Source organism: Zhouia amylolytica AD3 (assembly GCF_000511935.2).
GTDB lineage: Bacteria > Bacteroidota > Bacteroidia > Flavobacteriales > Flavobacteriaceae > Zhouia > Zhouia amylolytica.
The window spans coordinates 224183-243417 of record NZ_AYXY01000026.1; the positions used below are offsets into that span (position 1 = coordinate 224183).

Below are 19235 nucleotides of genomic sequence, written 5' to 3' on the forward strand. Positions count from 1 at the left end.
AAGGGTGAATCTATAGGTGTTTCATGCAAAAAACTATTTTCTTCATGTCTCATACCGTTGTGATTTAGGTCGTGTATAACAGGTATAAAAAATAAAAATAAAATAGTGCATTTGTACTAATTTTGTATATTGCTGCTTGTAATTTTAATAAATAAGGTCTAAAGCCTCAAATTATATGCAAAAAGCGTCAGCCATAGACATCGTTGTTATTATTCTATATTTGGCCCTCATCCTATTTGTAGGTTTATGGTATAGCCGTAGAAGTAAAAACACAAGTGAAGGCTATTTTCTGGCAGGAAAATCATTAACCTGGAGCGTTATTGGAGCCTCATTATTTGCTTCAAACATTTCTACAGTTCATTTGGTGGGTTTGGCTGAATCAGGTTTCGTTGATGGAATTGTATGGGGCAATTTTGAATGGTTTTCAGCTTTTGAACTTATTATTCTGGCATTCATATTCGTGCCTTTCTATTTAAGAACCAAAATAACCACCCTACCTGAATTTCTTGAAAAAAGATATGACAGTCGATCAAGAGTTCTATTAGCTATTTTTAGTATTACAGCAGCACTATTCATGCATATTGGCGTTAGTTTTTATGCCGGGGCAGTTGTTTTTGAAAAAATGTTTGGAATACATATTATTATTTCCATTGTAATAATAGCAATTGCAACAGGTATATATACCGTTATTGGAGGTTTGGTTTCAGTGGTGGTGACGGAAACCGTTCAAACCATTATACTCATTATAGGTTCGCTTACCATAACCATTCTGGCAATCTATCAATTGCCCGAAGTTGGAATTCATTCCTATGAGGCATTGAAAGAAGCCGTAGACCCAGATAGGTTTAAAGCTGTAAGTTTTGATGAGGTTAAAAAGGGCTTTTCATTTTTAGATATTCTTTTTGGACATCTAATATTAGGTATTTGGTATTGGTGTACCGACCAAACGATAGTTCAGCGCGTTCTGGGTGCACGATCTGAAAAACAAGCGAAATTAGGTGCTTTGTTTGCAGGTTTTCTAAAAATCCTCCCTGTATTTATTATGGTTATTCCGGGTATTCTGGCATTCGCACTCTTTAAAGAAGATGTCGGAGCCAATACAAAGAGTGTACTTCCGGTAATGATATTAAAATTAATGCCGATCGGATTAAAAGGACTTATGGTGGCTGCCTTATTGGCGGCTGTTATGAGCAGTGTTGCGGCCGCCCTTAATAGCTGCTCGACCCTGATTGTATATGATGTATTCAATAAATTGAAGCCCAATCTTTCTGATGCTCGAAAAATTCAAATTGGAAAAATAACCAGTATTGCTGTCTTGATTCTTGCGGTAGCCTGGTCACCTTTCCTGGGAGATTTGGGGGCTATATTTGAACTCATTAACCAAATGTTTAGCATTTTTGCGCCATCTATAGTTGCTGTGTTTTTATGGGGGATTTTGTCAAAAAAAGGAACGGCAAATGCTGCTTTCTGGACCCTCTTGGGGGGCAGTCTTATCGCAGCAGTTATATTTTTAATCGAAAAATATGCTACCATTGGAGGGATTAAAAATTATATATCAAATCCGGAAGGTTTAGGAATAAATTGGCTAAGACAGACCTATGTATACTTTATTATTTCTTCTTCTATTTATGTACTAATTTCATTTTTTGATAAATCAGAACAGCATATACCGGATACTTTTTATCTGAAAGCAACCCGATCTTCTAAAATTGTAAATTATTTAAGCATATGCCTGGTAGTTATAATGCTAATCATTTATGCTATTTTCTATTAATTTAAAGTTTTGATAGCTAAATGTAGTTCTGAGGGAAGTTGAAAAATAAGGATAGGATGTACTATTTTAAAAATTACTAATTATGAAGTTTAAAACATTGAAGCGTTTTGTTTTTTGCGCAGGAATCTTTGTGGGATTGATGTCTTGTAATTCTGAAACTAAAGGTACCGAGCAGTCTCCTAATATAGTAATTATTTTAGCAGACGATCTGGGATATGGCGATCCCCAGATATATAATGTCGATTCTAAAATTCCGACTCCAAATATAGATAAGTTGGCACGAGGCGGTATGCGTTTTACCGATGCCCATACCCCTAGCAGTGTATGTACTCCAACGCGTTATGGCTTGTTAACCGGACGATACGCCTGGCGAACTCCTTTAAAAAGAAGTGTTCTTTGGGCATGGGATAAACCTTTAATTGAAAAAAACAGATTAACCTTACCTAAACTCTTAAAGTCTAAACAATACCACACTGCCTGTATAGGAAAGTGGCATTTAGGCTGGCGATGGCCATCGAATACTGATGATGGCTTTGTTAACGACACCATTAAAATAGGTGATTATGGACTCAAGGGAAGAAATGATCTTTGGAAAAAAATGGATTTTTCTAAGGCTTTGGCAGGTGGTCCGCTTGAGGCTGGTTTCGATTACTATTTTGGAGATGATGTGCCAAATTTTGCGCCATATACCTTCTTTGAAAATAATAAGCTGATCCAAATTCCCGATCGCCTAAAGCCAGCAGATATGTTTGGAACGCCGGGACCTATGGCTGAAGGATGGGAATTAGACAAGGTGATGCCAACAATTACCGAGAAAGCTGTTGATTATATAAAAGAACAATCAAAAACAGAGAATCCGTTCTTCCTTTATTTTGCACTAACCGCCCCGCATACGCCAATTGCCCCGGCTTCAGAATTTAAAGGTGCAACCGAAGCTGGTCCCTATGGTGATTTCGTTTACCAGGTTGATTATACCGTTGGTCAGGTGGTTGAAGCTTTAGAGGCATCTGGTCAGCTGGAAAATACTTTGGTTATTTTTACTTCTGATAATGGGTCGCCACAAAGAGATGGCACCAATATGGCTGGAGTTGCCGGGTCGGTAAAAAAGTATGGGCACGACCCAAGTAAACCATGGAAGGGAATGAAGGCTGATATTTTAGAAGGTGGCCATCGTGTGCCTTTTGTGGCTTTATGGCCTAAAAAAATAAAAGGGAATTCTATAAACAATCAGGTTGTTTGTTTGACAGATATAATAGCAACAGTGGCTTCACTTGTAGAAATACCATATGACGAAAAGAATGCCATGGAAGATAGTTATGATATTTCATCCTTATTGATGGGGTCTGATGCTCCGGTTCGAACTGATATCGTACATCACGCTATCAATGGTACTTTTGCCATTAGAAAAGGAGCTTGGAAACTTATTTTAGGTAAGGGGCCTGGTGGTTTTAGCCGAAGTTTAAATCTTCCGGAGTTTCCGGTAAAAACGGAGGGGCAATTATACAACCTTTCGAATGACCCTTCTGAAACAGATAATGTATATGCTGAATACCCTGAAAAGGTGAGAGAATTGACGGAGTTGCTCAATCGGTATAAAATTAACGGTTCCAGCAAACAAATAGAAATCTAAGAATATTCCTTATGGATTTACCAATTGCATTAAAATTGCCTCAACCTTCTCTGCCAATTGTTATTATTGGAGCGGGGGGTATCGTTAAAGATGCGCACTTACCAGCCTACGCTAAGGCAGGGTTTAAAATACAAGGAATTTACGATATAGATATCCGGAAAGCCCAGGTGCTAAGAGAAAAATTTCCCGAAATTCAAAAGGTCTATGCTTCTTTCGAAGAGATGATTTCAGAAACTAAAAATAAACAAGTCGTATACGATCTTGCGGTACCCGCTAACTTACATTCCGAAATACTGGAAAAGTTACCCAATGGGGCGAATGTTTTATTACAGAAACCCATGGGTGAAAACTTAGAAGAGGCTAATGCTATTTTGGATATTTGTAATAGAAAGAAGTTAACAGGAGCTGTTAATTTTCAACTTCGATATGCACCTTATTGCCTTGCAGCGAAGAAAATGATCGAAGAAGGAATGATAGGTGAAGTTTATGATATGGAGGTGAAAGTATGTGTTTACACACCATGGCATTTATGGGATTTCCTTTTCTCCTTGCCACGGGTGGAAGTGTTGTACCATAGTATACATTATTTGGATTTAACAAGGAGCTTTTTAGGAACCCCCAATAAAGTATATGCGAGTACCTTAAAACATCCTAAGATGAAAGATCTGGCCTCTACCCGATCGACCATAATACTGGATTATGATGAATATACACAAGCTCGTATTATAACCAATCATGGTCATGATTTGGGTTTGAAGCATCAAGAGTCTTATTTGAAAATTGAAGGAACTGAAGGGGCTATAAAAATAAGAATTGGATTGTCATTAGATTACCCAAAGGGAATGCCGCCAAAATTTGAGTATAACTTGTCGAATGATGGAAAAGGTTGGCAAGAACTACCCTTAGATGGCGCATGGTTTCCGGATGCTTTTATGGGTCCAATGGCAGCCTTGCAAATGCATGTTATAGATAACAAACGAGATATAGGAGTAAGCTTGGAAGATGCTTATGAAACTATGCGATTGGTAGAAGCGGTGTATCAATCAAGTGACCGTGGGGGCATATCAATGGAAACTATTAAATAATTGTATTATACCAACTTTATGCAAATTTTTAAGCGATTTGTTAGCTGTTCATTCATCCTGATCTTAATATCGGGATGTTCAAATACCGAAAACAAACAAAGAAAAATTAAATTCGAGCCGACCGTGGCTTCCCTGCAACAGTATAGAACTCCTGACTGGTATGCTGATGCTAAATTTGGAATTTACTGCCACTGGAACGCCCAATCCGCATCCAAAAGTAAATTTAGCGGATGGTATGCCAGGCACATGTATGAACAAGGTAGTCCTGCCTATAAGGATCATTTAAAGAATTGGGGACATCCTTCTGAAGTGGGCTATAAGGATATTATTGAAGCTTGGAATCCCGATAAATTTGATGCTGACCGTTGGGTAAAACTATTTAAAGAGGCTGGAGCTAAATATGTACTAACCATGGCGGTTCATCACGATAATTTCGATTTCTGGGACTCGAAATATCAACCGCGTTGGAATTCGTTAAACTATGGACCCAAAGTTGACGTATGTAAAGAAATGCGGGAAGCGTGCTTAAGAGAGGGGATCCGATGGGGTGCCAGAACTCATTTGGGACGATCTTACAGCTGGTTTCAAACAAATAAAGGAGCAGATACCATAGGCCCTAAAAAAGGAGTTCTGTATGATGGTAATAACCCTGATTATGAAGATTTATACATTGAAAAGGCTACTCCTGAACAAATAGGAACCAACTATAGTCAAATCAGACATCCGCTGAATCCTTCTAAAGAATGGATGGAGCATTGGAAAAATAGAATGTTCGACCTAATAGATAATTACCATCCGGACCATTTGTACTTCGATGGCGCTAGCCCTTTTATGAATGATGAAGGTCAGGCAGGATTAGACGTAATTGCTCATTTTTATAACCATAATGCTTCAAGACATGATGGTGAAAATGAAGGAGTAATGGTGATAAAAGACATTAAAAATCACGGCTTTTTTTATGATAAAATATCCACAGTGGTATTAGAGCGAACCCGGGAAAATAATATTGTTGAAGAACCTCGGGAAACAGAAAATTCAACCGGCCCTTGGTTTTATACAGGAGATGAAACAGGTTATCGTAGCTCTGAAAGCTTATTACATGAAATGATCGATGTTGTTTCGAAGAATTGCAATTTTGTGTTAAACATTCCTCCCCGACCTGATGGTAGTTTCGATGATCAATCCTTAAAAATTCTTAAAGATTTCGGTATGTGGTTTAAAAGAAATGGAGAAGCCATCTATGGTACCCGCGCATGGCATACATTTTCAGAAGACGAATTCCGATTTACTGCAAAAGCAAAAAGCTTGTTTGCAATAGCTTTAAAGAAACCTGGTGAAAAAGTGTTGATACGTTCTTTAAATTCATGGAAACCAGAAGACATTATGTCTGTGGAATATGGATTTAAAGAAAAGTTAAATTGGGAATTAACCACTGAAGGTTTAGAAATTAAAATACCTGAAGAATTCTTAGGTGAAGAACTTGCTTATGTATTTAGAATTTCATGTTCCAGAGAGGTTAAGAATTTGCCCTACAGAAAAGTGGCTATTCAATCTGTAAAAGAAGATAACGAGGAAAATAGCAAAAAGTTCGGTGCCGATGGTAATGGAGGAGAAACCCTGCCAACTCGTAAACAATAAAACAGGAAGGATTAGCACTATGGCTAAGATCATCAAAATAAGAAAATTAATGATAAAATGAATAAACCCGTGTACATAAAAAAGGTAGAAGCAGTCGATACGCAATTTAATCTTAAAGATGGGGCAGGTTCCGATGCCATACATACTACGCCCGTATATGCTTATGCAGTTTGTAAAATACATACCGATAAGAATGTTGAAGGCACAGGATTAGCTTTTACCCTTGGAACGGGTAATGCCCTTGTTTGTCAAGCCATCAATTATTTGGCAAAGCATATAGAAGGAAAAGAGATAAACGAATTAATGTCAGATTTTGGCAGTACTTATAAGGCCATGGCAGACGATCCGAATTTTCGCTGGCTGGGCCCTCATAAAGGAGTCGTTCATTTAGCACTGGCATCAGTGGTAAATGCATGTTTTGATCTTTGGGCAAAATCGAAAGGAGTTCCATTGTGGAAACTACTGGTTGACCTATCTCCTGAAGCGATTGTGAGAACACTTGATTTTTCATACTGTGAAGATGTATTAACTCCGCAGGAGGCTATAGATTTAATCAATCAAAATAATCTGGGGATCAGTGAGCGAATTCCAATAGTAGGTGAAGGCTATCCGGGTTATGACACTTCTGTTGGATGGTTTAATTATTCTGATGAGCAGGTTGCAGCCAATGTTAAGAAAGCAATGGATAATGGCTTCACAGCGATGAAACTAAAGGTAGGAAGTGCAGATAGCGCCAGAGATATCAGACGGGCCGAAATGCTGAGGTCTCTTGCGGGAGATGAGGCGACCATTATGTTCGATGCTAACCAGCAATGGAATTTACCTCAGGCCATTGCTATTTGTAAAGAGTTGGAAAAATTAAATCCTTTATGGGTAGAAGAACCTACCCACCCAGACGATGTTAATGCTCATGTTACATTGGCAAAGGAAGTTCCTGTTAAAATAGCCTTAGGTGAACATGTGCCGAATAAGGTAATTTTCAAGAACTTTTTGCAGTCAGGCTGTATGTCTTTTAATCAGGTGGATGCAGTAAGAGTAGGGGGTGTTTCAGAATTTATACTAATCAGTTTGTTGTCCAGAAAATATAATATTCCTGTGGTGCCGCATGTTGGTGATATGGGACAAATACATCAGCATTTAGTACTCTTTAATCATATTACACTAAATCATCCTGTTGTGTTTTTAGAACATATACCACATTTACAAGATTATTTTAAACATCCGGTACGGATCGAAGGAGGTAAATACATAACCCCTATGGAACCCGGTCTGAGCAGTGATTTAAAATTATAACTCTTTATTAAGGGTCTGCGAATATTGGGTTGTTATTGGGTCTTAAAAAAATGTATCCCTGTAGAAAATTTCGGGATGCAGCTTTTTATATACATTTAAGTTTGACTTAACGCTCCGCTCAGTTAGCGGAGTGTTTTTATTTGTTGCGATGGTACTGGTTCCAAAAGTTCAATGATAAATCAAATTTTGTATACTTTTATAACCAGAGAAGGATTAGCGTATTTAAAATAATACAATAGAATAAAATCATGTCGGTAGGTTCCAAAGGAAAAAATAAAAAATTAAAGACCAAACAAAGAATAATTAATCAGGCAATCGCGCTGTTTAATAAAGACGGAGTTCGAAATGTGACCATTAGGAATATAGCATCTGAAATGGCTATTGCACATGGAAACTTAACCTATCATTATAAAAATAAAGAGGATCTGTTATTGGCAATTTATGGGCAGATGAGAATTGAAATGTCTCAATCCTATATTTTAAGTAAAGATTCCGCTACATCATTTGAACATTTCCACCGTTTACTATTGCATCTGGAGCATTTTCAACTGAAGTATCGTTTTTTTAACCTGGATGTGTTAGAGATATCCCGAACGTTTTCAAAGATTAACGAGGTACTTCAGGATACCCTCTTACTCCGACGTGACCAAATGGTTAAATTGTTTCAAGGGTTTTTAGATGAGGATTTAATAGACGGCACCTCCGTTGATGACTATACCAGATTAAGACATACCATTAGAATTCTAATTACTTTTTGGCTATCACAAATGGAAGTGTTTCCGGAATCAGGCACCAAAGAGGAAGGGGAAATGGTCGCACATATTTGGAATCTCATTAAGCCCCATATGACTGAAAATGGAAAAAGGGAGTTCACAAGGGTTTCAGAGCAATTTTTGCGTTACGAGGAAGAGGTCTGAAGATTTAAATTAACTCCTGGATTGGAACAGACTGATGGGTCGTGATGTAGCGTTTAAAATCCTTGAAACCTGTAATTTAAGTTGAGCAAGAATTGACTTCTTTTGCCAAATACTCCTAATTCAGATCTTAGTTGCCAATGTTTGTTGAATTGGTATTGTGCACCCAAAATTAAATTAAATGGAGCAGCCACTTCTTTTTCGAGTTTGTAATCTATATTGGCATTACCAGGATCTATTCCGTTAGCGATGTCTTCCATCTTGTTTATAATCTTATTTACAACAAATTTTTGAGCTGGAGGTAAGGTTTCTGCCCACCGATACATATCTTCAATGATGTTACCATCCCCAATGTTTGGAAAAATATTTTGTATAGCAATAGATCCTTCTGTGTCACTTTGTAAAGACTGGTAGAATACGCCACTCCATACAGATAAAGATCTGGTGGGCTTTATCGGGTCCATAAAACTGTGTCCGATACGTAAACTACTATTAAAAGCGGGTACAGGTTCAACTATAACATCTACATCTACAAAGTTATAATTATTGTCCCATGCTATCCATATGGGGCCAACCGCTCCAGCCAAAGTTGCGCCCAACCCAAACGATTTCGCTCCAAAATGCTGATCTGTTTGGAGGCTAATAGGGTCCAGAAGTGTAACCTCAGTCTCAGTAGTTCCCCCTCCTAAGATCCCATAGATGTTCAAAAATGGAAAAATCCATAGGTCAGGTCTAACAGTATAAGCATTGGTTGTAGCTATGGTGGGTCCAAAATTAATAAAGTTACTGATGTCAACTTTATTACTGCCATTAAACCCTATGGCTGTTTGTGTGATGTTAATTTCTTGTTTTTGAGTAAAGTAAATAGCACTTACTCCCCAGGGAAATGGAATGTCATAACCTCTTTTATAGGCTTGTTTTCCAAGAATTGGAAAGGTGTAATCGTATTCCATTTGCTGAATACTGTCGTAATAGGCTTTATAGGCTGGGTTATCAGATTTTCCATACCCCTGAGCTTCTGCAATATTCAAGGAGAGAAGCCAACAACAGATTATAAGTAATATGTTTTTTAACATAAGTTAGTTGATTTCATTTTTTTTCCCCGCACCAATAGGAATACCTGCGTAAATATAAAAGGTACGGTTGTGTTGAGCAGGAATACCTTTCTTGGCAATATTTAAAAGTCCGTGATAATATCGTACTCCAAGGTTAATTCCTGTACCTTTCATCAATTTATATCCTACACCTCCTGCAAGTCCCATATCGAAAAGTGTATATTGTTCTTTTACATCATTTTGCATGGTTAAGGCTTTTCCGCTTCCAGTTTGGGTTTCAAATTTATCTTTAGCCCTGTACAACAACCCAATTTGAGGACCTGCCTCTATAAAGAACTGATTGTAAATTTTGTATTTAATATATACAGGGACGCTAAAATAGTTTAGTTCGCGTTTAGCTGTAGATTCCATGAATAAAGGATCTAACTCGGGATCGTCAAGATTGTATGCAATATTACGAGCGCCCATTTGAGATTTTACAATAACTCCGGTATGTATGAGCATGTTTCCCTTTGTTTTAATATCAAAATAGAACCCCAAATGCAGTGAAGAATTCGATTGAGTATCGTCAATTCCTGAAATATTAGACAATGCAAGCCCACCATCCAAGCCGAATTCTACTTTTCCGGAATTCAGTTTGTCCCCAAGTAACAATGAAATAAGTATTTGTCCGTGGGTTAGTTGTAAACCGAACATCATAAAGGAAGTGAAAAGGAAGATTCTTCTTAACATATTACCAAAGTGGTTACCGTTTTTGTTGTTATAACTCAAAAGGATAAACAACTTTCCAGTCACGTTCCATATCAACAAGGGTCCACCCTTTTTCCTGTGCTTCATCCAGTCCTTTATCGAAAGTACCTATATGAGACTTTCGGTCATAGGCCCATTCTCGGATAGAGTCTGTATGGTGAATGTATAATTGAAAACTTTTATGCTCATTGGCATCAGTCCACCGTAACATTTGCAGATCACCATCTGAATTACCCGCAGCAAAAACGGGTTTTTTGCCTATAAACCGATTAATGCCAATCGGCTTTCCTTCTTTGTCATCAATGAAGTCTATTTTAGCCAGGCGTTTAATTACAGGATTTCCATTATTGTAATCGTATTCCGTTTGAATACTGCTGCCTACTACTTGATCTTTTGGAATACCGTATACCTGTTCCGTCCAAGGTCTCATAAATTCAATACCTCCTCCTGAAACGATAAAGGTTTTAAATTCATTGGCTCTTAAATATTCAAGCAATTCCAGCATGGGTTGGAATACCATCTCGGTGAATTTCCTTTTCTTAACAGGGTGTTCTGCAGTAGTAATCCAGTTTTTAACAATAGCCTCAAATTCATCCGTAGTCATTCCTGCATGGGTTGTCATTATTATTTCAATCAGTCCTTTCATCCCTTGCTTTTTGAGGTCTTCCATATTGTTCTCTAAAACAGCCTTGAAAGGCTGTTCATTTTTCCATTCCGGATGGTCTGCTGCTAAAGACTTTACTCGGTCTATAGCAAAAAAGAATTGAAAATATACTGGTTGTTCGCTCCAAAGGGTGCCGTCATTATCGAAAGTAGCAATGCGGTCATTTACATCGATAAAGTTCGGACTATTAATATTTGTTACATCTTGAACATAAGAAATGATAGCTTCTTTGGTAGCACCGTCATTCCATGATGGTAGCGGGTCCATTGCATTTTCTGAAGATTCGGTTATTTCAATAACTGATTCGTCAGTTTTTGGGTCTGTGTTCGACTTACAGCCTGTAAAGAATAGGGAGATAAAAAGTAATGGGAGGATGAAGAAATGGTTTTTATGTGTTTTCATGATGGTTATAATTTTTGATTGATTAATACTTCGTAGGTTTAACCGGATATTTCTTCATTAGTTTTCCAATCTTTTTTGGTATCGCTTTCTCCCGCTTACTTGGGTTTTCTTGTACAACCGCTGTTATGATGCCTTGCCATATCAGTCTTTTTGTTTCCCTGTCGTACATGTCTACAACAAAAGTACCCTCGTTATAATCATTTTCACTTATGGTAGTTGTAGCGGATACACTGCCGGCGCCCATCCCATAACGCCAACCCCATCGGGCTCCATAGCCGTAATAATTATTAAAGTCAGTGTAGGCCGTTTTACTGGTTTTGGCGTTTACCACAACAAATAAGGTAATAGCAGCGTCTCCACCTGAATTAACCAATTGCATACCGCGTAGTGAGAATTCATTTTGAAGCGCATCAGTGATCCGCTTTTTATCAAAATCGTTCAGGATTTTATCACTATTCTTTTCCCATCCTTCAAATGAATAGGTTCTGTATTTAGAAAAGTCAGCTTCTTTATCGTAATCACTTCTAATTTGGGCATTTCCAAAAGAAATTACAAAGAACAAGATCAGGATGGGACCAAACGGTTTTAGCATTGTTTTCATCTTTTAAAATTTTGAGTTAAAATCTAATCAATAAGTCATTTACCAGTGCAATCTATTGTGTTTTACAGGATCACTATAAGGGGGTATCATGATTTTTGATATTGCTCAACAATTATAAACCAATCATCAAACTTTTAATATCAAGTATGTTCTGGGGTCAGGGATCAACTAATTATTTGGAGGGGGAATACTAAAATTACTAAAAAAAAGAATTAATCAATAAGGAAATCCCGTGTTTAACAAGTGATTTCAACTTATATTTTGAGTTTTGCTACACTTTGGCTTATCAGAATTCACAATATTTATCATTAATAAAGACGCCATCTATTACAAGAATTAAGAGGATTAACGCCAGGTTGAGATGTGGTGATGTAATTATTTTTTTATATGCGAAGGGAGCTCACCATCTCTTCCGAAAGTATTGAGTGCTTTCATAGCATTTTGCATAGGGATGGAAATAAATTCACAATTCTCTTTATTCAAATAACGTATTTCTCCCGCATCCATTTTGGGGGCATCCGGGATATAGAGACTTAAAAATCCATTTTCAGTTTCATTGGTGATAAAGGCCAAAATATAGCTTTGGTCTTCTTTTAGAAGTATAGCCTTCCAATGGTCTTTTGTTAGGTCTTGCTCTTCATCAAGTAATCGGTATTTAAGCATTTGCAGGCTAGGGAAAATAGTAAAGAGTCGCTCTTCCATTTTTTGACTCCATTGATGTACCACCCCCATTTCAAGGAGTAAGCCACTAATGTAACATAAACCTAAAAGCAATAAAACAGAAACAATGGTAAGGGTTGCAGCACCAAAAATGGTATGAATATTTAAAAGGTCTATAAGTTTCCTTCCTATTGGAAGAAGTAGATGAATGGCATTGTTGATTAAAAAAATAAAAATGATCAGGGGGATAACGAAGAATAAGCCTCCTAATATCAAAGCTCTCGATGGTCGTTTATATACAGACATTTTTATGCATTTTATTTTCCGGTTAAAATTTCCAGGCTACACCGACACCTAAGGTGAATGAATCATAGGCTTTCCATCTGAAGTCATATGAGAATTCAGCAATAAACTCCCAGTTGGAGGCTAATGGTGTTCCGTATTCTAGTGAGGCCCTATTCAGGAAATAATTCTCATCCTTAGAAAACTCTCCTCCTGCTCCAAATAAAATGGACCAATGTTCACCAGGTTTATAGGCGCCCATAAGAGCAGGGGCAACAGGTCTTGAACGTTCTATTTCTTCACCGTTTTCTCCTTCTGCTACAAATTGTTCCAGGATAATGTCGGTGTGAAGGCCGATCGCCCATTTTTCATCCACTTCATAATTATAATTGATTCCCCATGCTGCCAGTTTTAACCATTCTTTATCACCATCAGAATCCCGACCTTCAAGGACGTTAGCATGACTTAAAACGATAGAAATAGAATGGCGAGTTTCGGACTCTTCTATTTGCTCTTCCTGACTGTAAGATTGAACACCCCAAAATAATATACAGAAAAGTATAAAGTACAAATTCTTCATATTGCAATGTGTTGGTGGTTAATAAATCTTGGGGGAATAGGTACAAGTTACTTAAAGTTTTTTAAAGAAAACTTCAGACATGTAAAATTTCTTCAGGACTAAGAATATCATCGCCTTGAAATTTTAAAAGTACCTGGGCAACGGCTACCGTATCTTTTTCACAGTAGATGATTATTTTATCGAGATCATTTTGCTCATAAAAAACAGCTCTAACCATGCTTCCGTCAATATCGTCTTTTGGCGATGGGATGTTTAAAATATTGGTTAATAGTTTTAGTGATGTGAAATGTTTGTAATCTCCAAATCGCCATAGTTCCATAGTGTCAATATGAGGGATTTCCCATGGCTTTTTCCCCATTAAGTTTAATTTATTGGGTAATGCAATTCCATTGATGATCATTCTTCTGGCGATATACGGAAAATCAAACTCTTTGCCATTGTGTGCACATAACAAATGTTGTGGCTTATTAAAATGTGTCTCAAGCATATTCTTAAAGTCCAAAAGGAGTTGATGCTCATCACCGTAAAATGATGTTACCCTAAAATTCCTGATGGTACCTTTAAATGTAAAGTACCCCACTGAAATACATACGATTTTGCCAAATTCAGCCCATATTCCGGCACGATCATAAAATTCTTCCGGAGTAAAATCTTCTTTTCGCTGATATTTGGTTTTTTGAGCCCACAACTCTTTTTTCTCCTCAGTGAGGTTTTCGAAATTTTCATTTTCAGGAACTGTTTCGATATCTAAAAAAAGAATGTTCTCAATTTGAAGTTTGCGTTGCATTATTTGAGCATTTTGTAGGTTTCATCAATATAACCATAGATGTCATCCCGAAATGGGTCATCGGGTTTTTTTTCAGCTCTTTCATGGCCCAGTCTAACTATAATCAGATTATCATTGGGCTCTACAATTACGTATTGACCGAGGTGACCTCTTAGCATAAAGAAGTTTTTACCTTTATAAGGAAGTAGCCAAAACCCATATCCATACATCCAATCATTTTTAAATCGTGGAGTTATTGATTTTACCACAAAAGAAGAATCGAGTATTTGCTGACCGTTCCATTTACCAAAATCTTTATAAAGTTTTCCAAAGCGGGCAAAATCTCTGGCATTGCTGGCAATACAACAATAGGCTTTCTCCAGTCCGTCTTCTTCACTATCGAGTTGCCAGTAAGCCTCGTTTTCTGCTCCTATTGGTTTCCAAAACTTTTCAGACAGGTAATCTGCCAAAGTTTGTCCGGTCGCTTTTTCAAGGATCATTCCCAGTAGTTGAGTGTTTCCACTTAGATATTTAAAATATTGTCCTGGTTCTTCAACTACCTTAAGGTTAAGGATCACATCTCGTAAATTTTCATCGAAATAGGCTCTGGTTGTAATTGAAAAGGGAGAATAGTATGCCTCATCCCAGTTTAACCCACTGGACATTGAAGACAGATCTCCGACGGTCATTTTACCAGCGAGACCCATAGAAAATTCGGGATAAAAATCACCGACAGGCTGTTCAAGGCTCTTTATTTTGCCATCCATAATAGCCCGACCTAGCATCGCGGAAACCATGCTCTTGGCCATAGAAAAGGAGTTACTCTTGGAGTCCTTATCATAACCATCAAAATAAGTCTCATGCCACAAGCTATCATCTTTGATAACAAGAAACGCTACCGACGAATATTTTTCGTGAAGCTTATTTAAACTGTCCGTTGCAGGAGTAGTGTTGTATGCAATATGCTTTGGCCATGGCTGTGGCTTGGCTGATGCTATTGTTCGATTGTCAAAAACCTTGTAGTCATCTAAATAAGCAGTGGTTTGTCCATTTAAATAAATCGTCCTTACCGCTTTTATTAAATAATCGTAATCAAAGAGGTATAGTAACATTATGATAAGCCCAAATGGAATCAGAATCCATTTAAGAAATAATCTGAATACTTTCATGAATTTTAAGTTGCAGGTTCCGACTAAAGATAAGTTTTTTCTTTAAAAAAGGGATTGCTGGGAAGGTGGATTTTCATGATCTAAAAGCCACTTTTTTCTCCATATACCACCGGCATAACCTGTTAAAGAACCATCAGTTCCAATAACCCGATGACAGGGTACGACAATCCACAGAGGGTTTTTTCCATTTGCCGAGGCAACAGCACGTATGGCTTTAACGTCTCCAAGCCTTTTTGAAAGGTCTAAGTAGGAGATGGTGTTTCCATAAGGAATTTCTTGAAGGGATTGCCATACTTTTTTTTGAAAGGAAGTACCTGAGGGATTAAGTTTTAAGTTGAACTCCGTTCGTTCACCTTTGAAATATTCTTGAAGCTGTATCGAACAATCCATTAATGTAGCAGGTATGTCATGAGTGTTTGTGTTGCCGTTAGAAACGTCATCATCTAATACCCTAATAGTACTAATTCCTGCTTCATCACCTTCAATGATAGTATTTCCAAGAGGTGTTTTAATGCAGATCTTCTTCATGTTTATTACCCGGGTCTTTGGTTTTAGGATCTAGATTCGAAAAATCTTCCTTATTCAGGATCCCCAGACGTTCAGCTCTGGTTTGCCAATTTCTGCGAGCCAACTGTTGAAGGTCTTCAACATTATCGCTCTCATCAACGATCTCAAGACCGAGAAGGGTCTCAATGATGTCTTCCATAGTCACAAGGCCGCCAATGGTTCCATATTCATCAACGACAAGGGCAATATGTCTTTTCTCACTGATAAGCTCCTCGAAAAGTGTAGGGATCGGCATATCCCTGCGGACGATCATGATTTCTCTTTTGATTGATGATAGTGGACTTTCCCCATGGCCGTTGATCATTTCTTCCATGACCTGGTCTTTCAGAACGAAACCTGAGATATTATCATTATTATCCTTAAAAAGAGGAATGCGTGAAAAACGTAGTTTAGGATTCTTAGTTAAAAACTCTTTTATCGTAGTATCTTCCGAAGCAATTTTCATAACAGTACGCGGCGTCATGATATCTTTAGCCTTTACCTCATCAAACTTAAGAAGGTTCTTGATTACCTTGCTTTCTGATTCTTCCATAACACCTTCTTGATGTGCTATGTCAGCCATTGAACTAAATTCTTCACGACTAAAAACAGATCCATGGGCACTTTTACCGCCAATTACTTTAGTAGTTAACTGAAGTATCCAGAGTATACCGGTATACTTCAATACGTTTACCATAATTTGCAGCGTAGAAGCAGCAAAGCCTGAAAGTTGTTTCCAGTAGGTTGCACCAATCGTTTTCGGGATGATTTCAGACAATACCAAAATTAGAAAGGTCATTATCGCCGAAACAATTCCAACAGAATTATTCCCACTTCCAAAAGTCTTTTCTGCCTGTACACCAACAAGAATAGCACCAACAGTATGCGCAACGGTGTTGATTGTAAGAATGGCAATTAAAGGTTTGTCGATGTCCTGTTTTAGTTCTTCCAATGTTTGAGCATAACCTTTCTCTTCTTGCTTCTTAAGGTTAATATAGGTAGGTGTAATACTTAATAACACTGCTTCCAGAATCGAACACAAGAATGAAAAGAAAATAGAAATTACAGCGTAAACTATTAATAGGGTCATGGTTTTTGGTCGTTGTTATGCTAATTTAATAAAATTTATAGGTTTTAACTTACTAACGGAGCAATGAAATGTTTTGGTGCTCCTCTTAAAAGTTTTTTTAAAAATTTAATAGATACGTTTTGTAAGCTAAACTTACCATCCCACATATCTTGGAGGTTTAATATTGTTCAGGTTCAGGTAAACAATAAGTTGTCCACGATGGTGGGTTACGTGATCTTGCAGAAGGTTTAAAATTTGCAATTTGGTTTTAGGTCCTGCAAAGAACTCTACGGTTTCTTCTAATTCTTTTGCAGGCGTATTTTTTACAGCTTTTGCAACTAAATCAAAAGCCGTTTGTAAACTTTCTAAGGTAGCTTTTTTATCAGTATTGTGATTAGGCACCTCCCTTTTTTCAGCATGGAAATAGGCATTACTTAACCAGGCCATATTATCCTGAATGTGCTTGAGTTGTTTGGCAAAGGTCATTTCTCTTTCTGTAGGTTTATATGCATAAGCATTTGCGGGCATGGCCTCAGCAATTTCCAAAAGATAGTTTTTAGAGTTCTCCCATTTTTCAAGGAAGGCAGAGATAGGTTCACTTTGGGCTTTTCCCGAGGTTGCAACGAGAAAAAATATAAATAATATCAGTAGGTGTTTCATGGTATTTTTTTAAATTTTCACACATAAAAAATCCCGTTAATACGGGATTTAAATGTACAAAATGATTTGGTATAATTCCTTAATGGAATTATAATGTTTAACTGATTCGTTATGCCACTGCTATATCGAATCAAAACAAGGCTTTTTGCTCACGCCAATGCTCAAATTCTATGGTGTCACCATGATGATTCGTTGTAATCTTTATACGAATTCCATTACGTCCCCATCCTCAGGAATCAAAATCTTGTCATTCAGCTGTTGAGCTGTCATCAAGGCGTTGAGTTCCTTTCTTGTTAGCGGACAATGATTGATCGCTTCCATATGATTGGCAATAACCTTACCAGAGGTGTTTTTTACAAATCGGGTAAGGTCATCAATATCCATTATCAGATGTCGGAAAAGATCAAATTGGGCAGCACCGCAGGCCAATATATTAATATCTGGTTGATAGTTTCGCAGAACGGTATCTACCGAATCCGTATAGATGGTATCCGAACTAAGGTAGACAGATGGTTGAGAGTCTGATTTGATATAATAACCGATAACATTCCCCATAAGTTTTGAAACAAAGCCATAGCCATGCTTTGCAGGGATTCCCTCAATGGTACCTCTAAAAAACGTTTGTTTTTCCCAATATTTTAATGCTGAAACCACCCGTAAACCACGCTTCTCAAGTGCTCTCTTATCCTTTATACTACAGGTAACAGGTATGTTCCGTTCGATTAAAAATGCCACTCCTTTACTGTCCAGGTGGTCTGGATGTTGGTGGGTTATCAGGCAATGTGTTACTTTGTTTAGTATGCTGGTGCTGTTGGGCGGAAGAGGTACTGTAGGATTCTTTCTGGCTTTATGTCTGAAGAGGGTAAAACTGGGCATGAACCCCTGGTCGCCTAACATCGGATCAATTAAAATAACCTGATCTTGCATTTCAAGTACCATGGTCGCATTTCTGATATGATGAACTTTTAGCATATACTTTGAATTTAAATGAAATACAAAAATGTAGGAAAATGAAATGGTGTGAATTGATTGAAATCAAGAAATACGTTTTCGAATTCGGCTAAGGGTTTCTGGGGTAATGTTCAGGTAAGAAGCAATATGGTACTGTGGAATATACCGAATCCATTCTGGTTTTTTCACCAGCAGTTCCTGGTAGCGCGTTTCCGGATTTTTGGTAAGATGGTTATATTCAAAAGATTCCTTCTGTGTCAATAATTTTTGAAAGGAGGATGTTACAAGCGACTTCCCACATTCATACTTTTCTAACAGTTCAAAAAAGATGTGTCTGTCGATAGATAAGACCTCAACAGCTGATAAGCACTCTTGATATTTACGGGTTGAAGTATTTTGATTAAATGCAAGCAGATCTGATATAAACTGTGGCTTTACATAAAAATTAATGTTGCGCTCTATATCCTGGTTATAATAATATTCCCGAACAATACCATTATTTAGAAAACGAAGTTTTTTCTCTTTTGTTTCCGCTTGCAGCAGCATACTATTGGCTGGATAATGGGTTAACCTAAAATGAGAAAATAATTCTTCAAGCCCATGCTCATTGAGGGGGAATTCAGTTTTAAAAAAGTCAGAGATGGCTGAAAACATATTTTCGTAGCTAAAAGGGAATAAATGGGATTCATTATCAAAAAAAATCAGATGCATTAAGTTATCTCAATGCTTTAATATTCCGTATTGTC

General features: G+C 37.5%; 19 protein-coding genes. 6 read left to right on the forward strand and 13 right to left on the reverse strand.

Annotated features, from left to right (window positions below; all coding sequences use genetic code 11):
- The first annotated feature begins 175 nt into the window (after positions 1-175).
- The 6 genes from P278_RS14565 (at position 176) to P278_RS14590 (ending at position 8337) form a co-directional block, all read left to right on the forward strand.
- Positions 176-1774 carry a sodium:solute symporter family transporter gene (locus tag P278_RS14565; RefSeq protein WP_038268493.1) on the forward strand — a complete coding sequence of 533 codons (1599 nt, stop codon included), beginning with the start codon at positions 176-178 and terminating at the stop codon, positions 1772-1774.
- Positions 1775-1856: 82 nt separating this feature from the next.
- Positions 1857-3404, forward strand: coding sequence for a sulfatase family protein (locus tag P278_RS14570; RefSeq protein ID WP_038268494.1), 1548 nt, complete (start codon positions 1857-1859; stop codon positions 3402-3404).
- An 11-nt stretch (positions 3405-3415) separates the two neighbouring features.
- Positions 3416-4489: a Gfo/Idh/MocA family protein gene (locus P278_RS14575; RefSeq protein WP_038268496.1), complete on the forward strand. Its 1074-nt coding sequence runs from the start codon at positions 3416-3418 to the stop codon at positions 4487-4489.
- An 18-nt stretch (positions 4490-4507) separates the two neighbouring features.
- Positions 4508-6127, forward strand: a complete 1620-nt coding sequence (locus tag P278_RS14580) for an alpha-L-fucosidase (protein ID WP_051413599.1) — start codon at positions 4508-4510, stop codon at positions 6125-6127.
- A 57-nt stretch (positions 6128-6184) separates the two neighbouring features.
- A complete protein-coding gene (locus tag P278_RS14585) occupies positions 6185-7420 on the forward strand; it encodes an enolase C-terminal domain-like protein (protein ID WP_038268497.1) in 1236 nt (411 codons plus the stop codon).
- Between the two features lie 248 nt (positions 7421-7668).
- The gene (locus P278_RS14590) at positions 7669-8337 is read left to right on the forward strand and encodes a TetR/AcrR family transcriptional regulator (RefSeq protein WP_038268500.1); all 669 of its coding nucleotides are present in this window, start codon (positions 7669-7671) and stop codon (positions 8335-8337) included.
- A 53-nt stretch (positions 8338-8390) separates the two neighbouring features.
- Here P278_RS14590 and P278_RS14595 read toward each other — a convergent pair whose 3' ends face one another.
- The 13 genes from P278_RS14595 to P278_RS14655 form a co-directional block, all read right to left on the reverse strand.
- On the reverse strand, positions 8391-9410 hold the full coding sequence (locus P278_RS14595) for a hypothetical protein (RefSeq protein WP_038268502.1): 1020 nt from the start codon (positions 9408-9410) through the stop codon (positions 8391-8393).
- 3 nt (positions 9411-9413) lie between these two features.
- Positions 9414-10121, reverse strand: a complete 708-nt coding sequence (locus tag P278_RS14600; RefSeq protein ID WP_038268504.1) for a porin family protein — start codon at positions 10119-10121, stop codon at positions 9414-9416.
- A 28-nt stretch (positions 10122-10149) separates the two neighbouring features.
- Complete coding sequence (locus tag P278_RS14605) at positions 10150-11205, reverse strand: HAD family hydrolase (protein WP_038268505.1); 1056 nt, start codon at positions 11203-11205, stop codon at positions 10150-10152.
- Positions 11206-11227: 22 nt separating this feature from the next.
- Complete coding sequence (locus tag P278_RS14610) at positions 11228-11806, reverse strand: DUF4136 domain-containing protein (protein ID WP_038268507.1); 579 nt, start codon at positions 11804-11806, stop codon at positions 11228-11230.
- Between the two features lie 375 nt (positions 11807-12181).
- On the reverse strand, positions 12182-12772 hold the full coding sequence (locus P278_RS14615) for a hypothetical protein (protein WP_038268509.1): 591 nt from the start codon (positions 12770-12772) through the stop codon (positions 12182-12184).
- Positions 12773-12794: 22 nt separating this feature from the next.
- Entirely contained in the window at positions 12795-13328 is a 534-nt protein-coding gene (locus P278_RS14620) for a hypothetical protein (protein WP_038268511.1), read from the reverse strand.
- Between the two features lie 73 nt (positions 13329-13401).
- On the reverse strand, positions 13402-14115 hold the full coding sequence (locus P278_RS14625; RefSeq protein WP_038268513.1) for a 3'-5' exonuclease: 714 nt from the start codon (positions 14113-14115) through the stop codon (positions 13402-13404).
- Complete coding sequence (locus tag P278_RS14630) at positions 14115-15263, reverse strand: serine hydrolase domain-containing protein (RefSeq protein ID WP_038268514.1); 1149 nt, start codon at positions 15261-15263, stop codon at positions 14115-14117. The genes P278_RS14625 and P278_RS14630 overlap by 1 nt, the downstream gene beginning before the upstream one ends.
- 42 nt (positions 15264-15305) lie before the next feature.
- On the reverse strand, positions 15306-15791 hold the full coding sequence (locus tag P278_RS14635) for a methylated-DNA--[protein]-cysteine S-methyltransferase (protein WP_038268516.1): 486 nt from the start codon (positions 15789-15791) through the stop codon (positions 15306-15308).
- Entirely contained in the window at positions 15772-16899 is a 1128-nt protein-coding gene (locus P278_RS14640; protein ID WP_051413600.1) for a CNNM domain-containing protein, read from the reverse strand. Before P278_RS14640 ends, P278_RS14635 begins: the two co-directional genes overlap by 20 nt.
- 132 nt (positions 16900-17031) lie before the next feature.
- The gene (locus P278_RS14645) at positions 17032-17538 is read right to left on the reverse strand and encodes a DinB family protein (protein ID WP_038268518.1); all 507 of its coding nucleotides are present in this window, start codon (positions 17536-17538) and stop codon (positions 17032-17034) included.
- Between the two features lie 201 nt (positions 17539-17739).
- Positions 17740-18510 (reverse strand): MBL fold metallo-hydrolase, encoded by a 771-nt coding sequence (locus tag P278_RS14650; protein WP_038268520.1) that lies wholly within the window; start codon positions 18508-18510, stop codon positions 17740-17742.
- Between the two features lie 63 nt (positions 18511-18573).
- Positions 18574-19200 carry a Crp/Fnr family transcriptional regulator gene (locus P278_RS14655; RefSeq protein WP_200909623.1) on the reverse strand — a complete coding sequence of 209 codons (627 nt, stop codon included), beginning with the start codon at positions 19198-19200 and terminating at the stop codon, positions 18574-18576.
- Between the last annotated feature and the right edge of the window lie 35 nt (positions 19201-19235).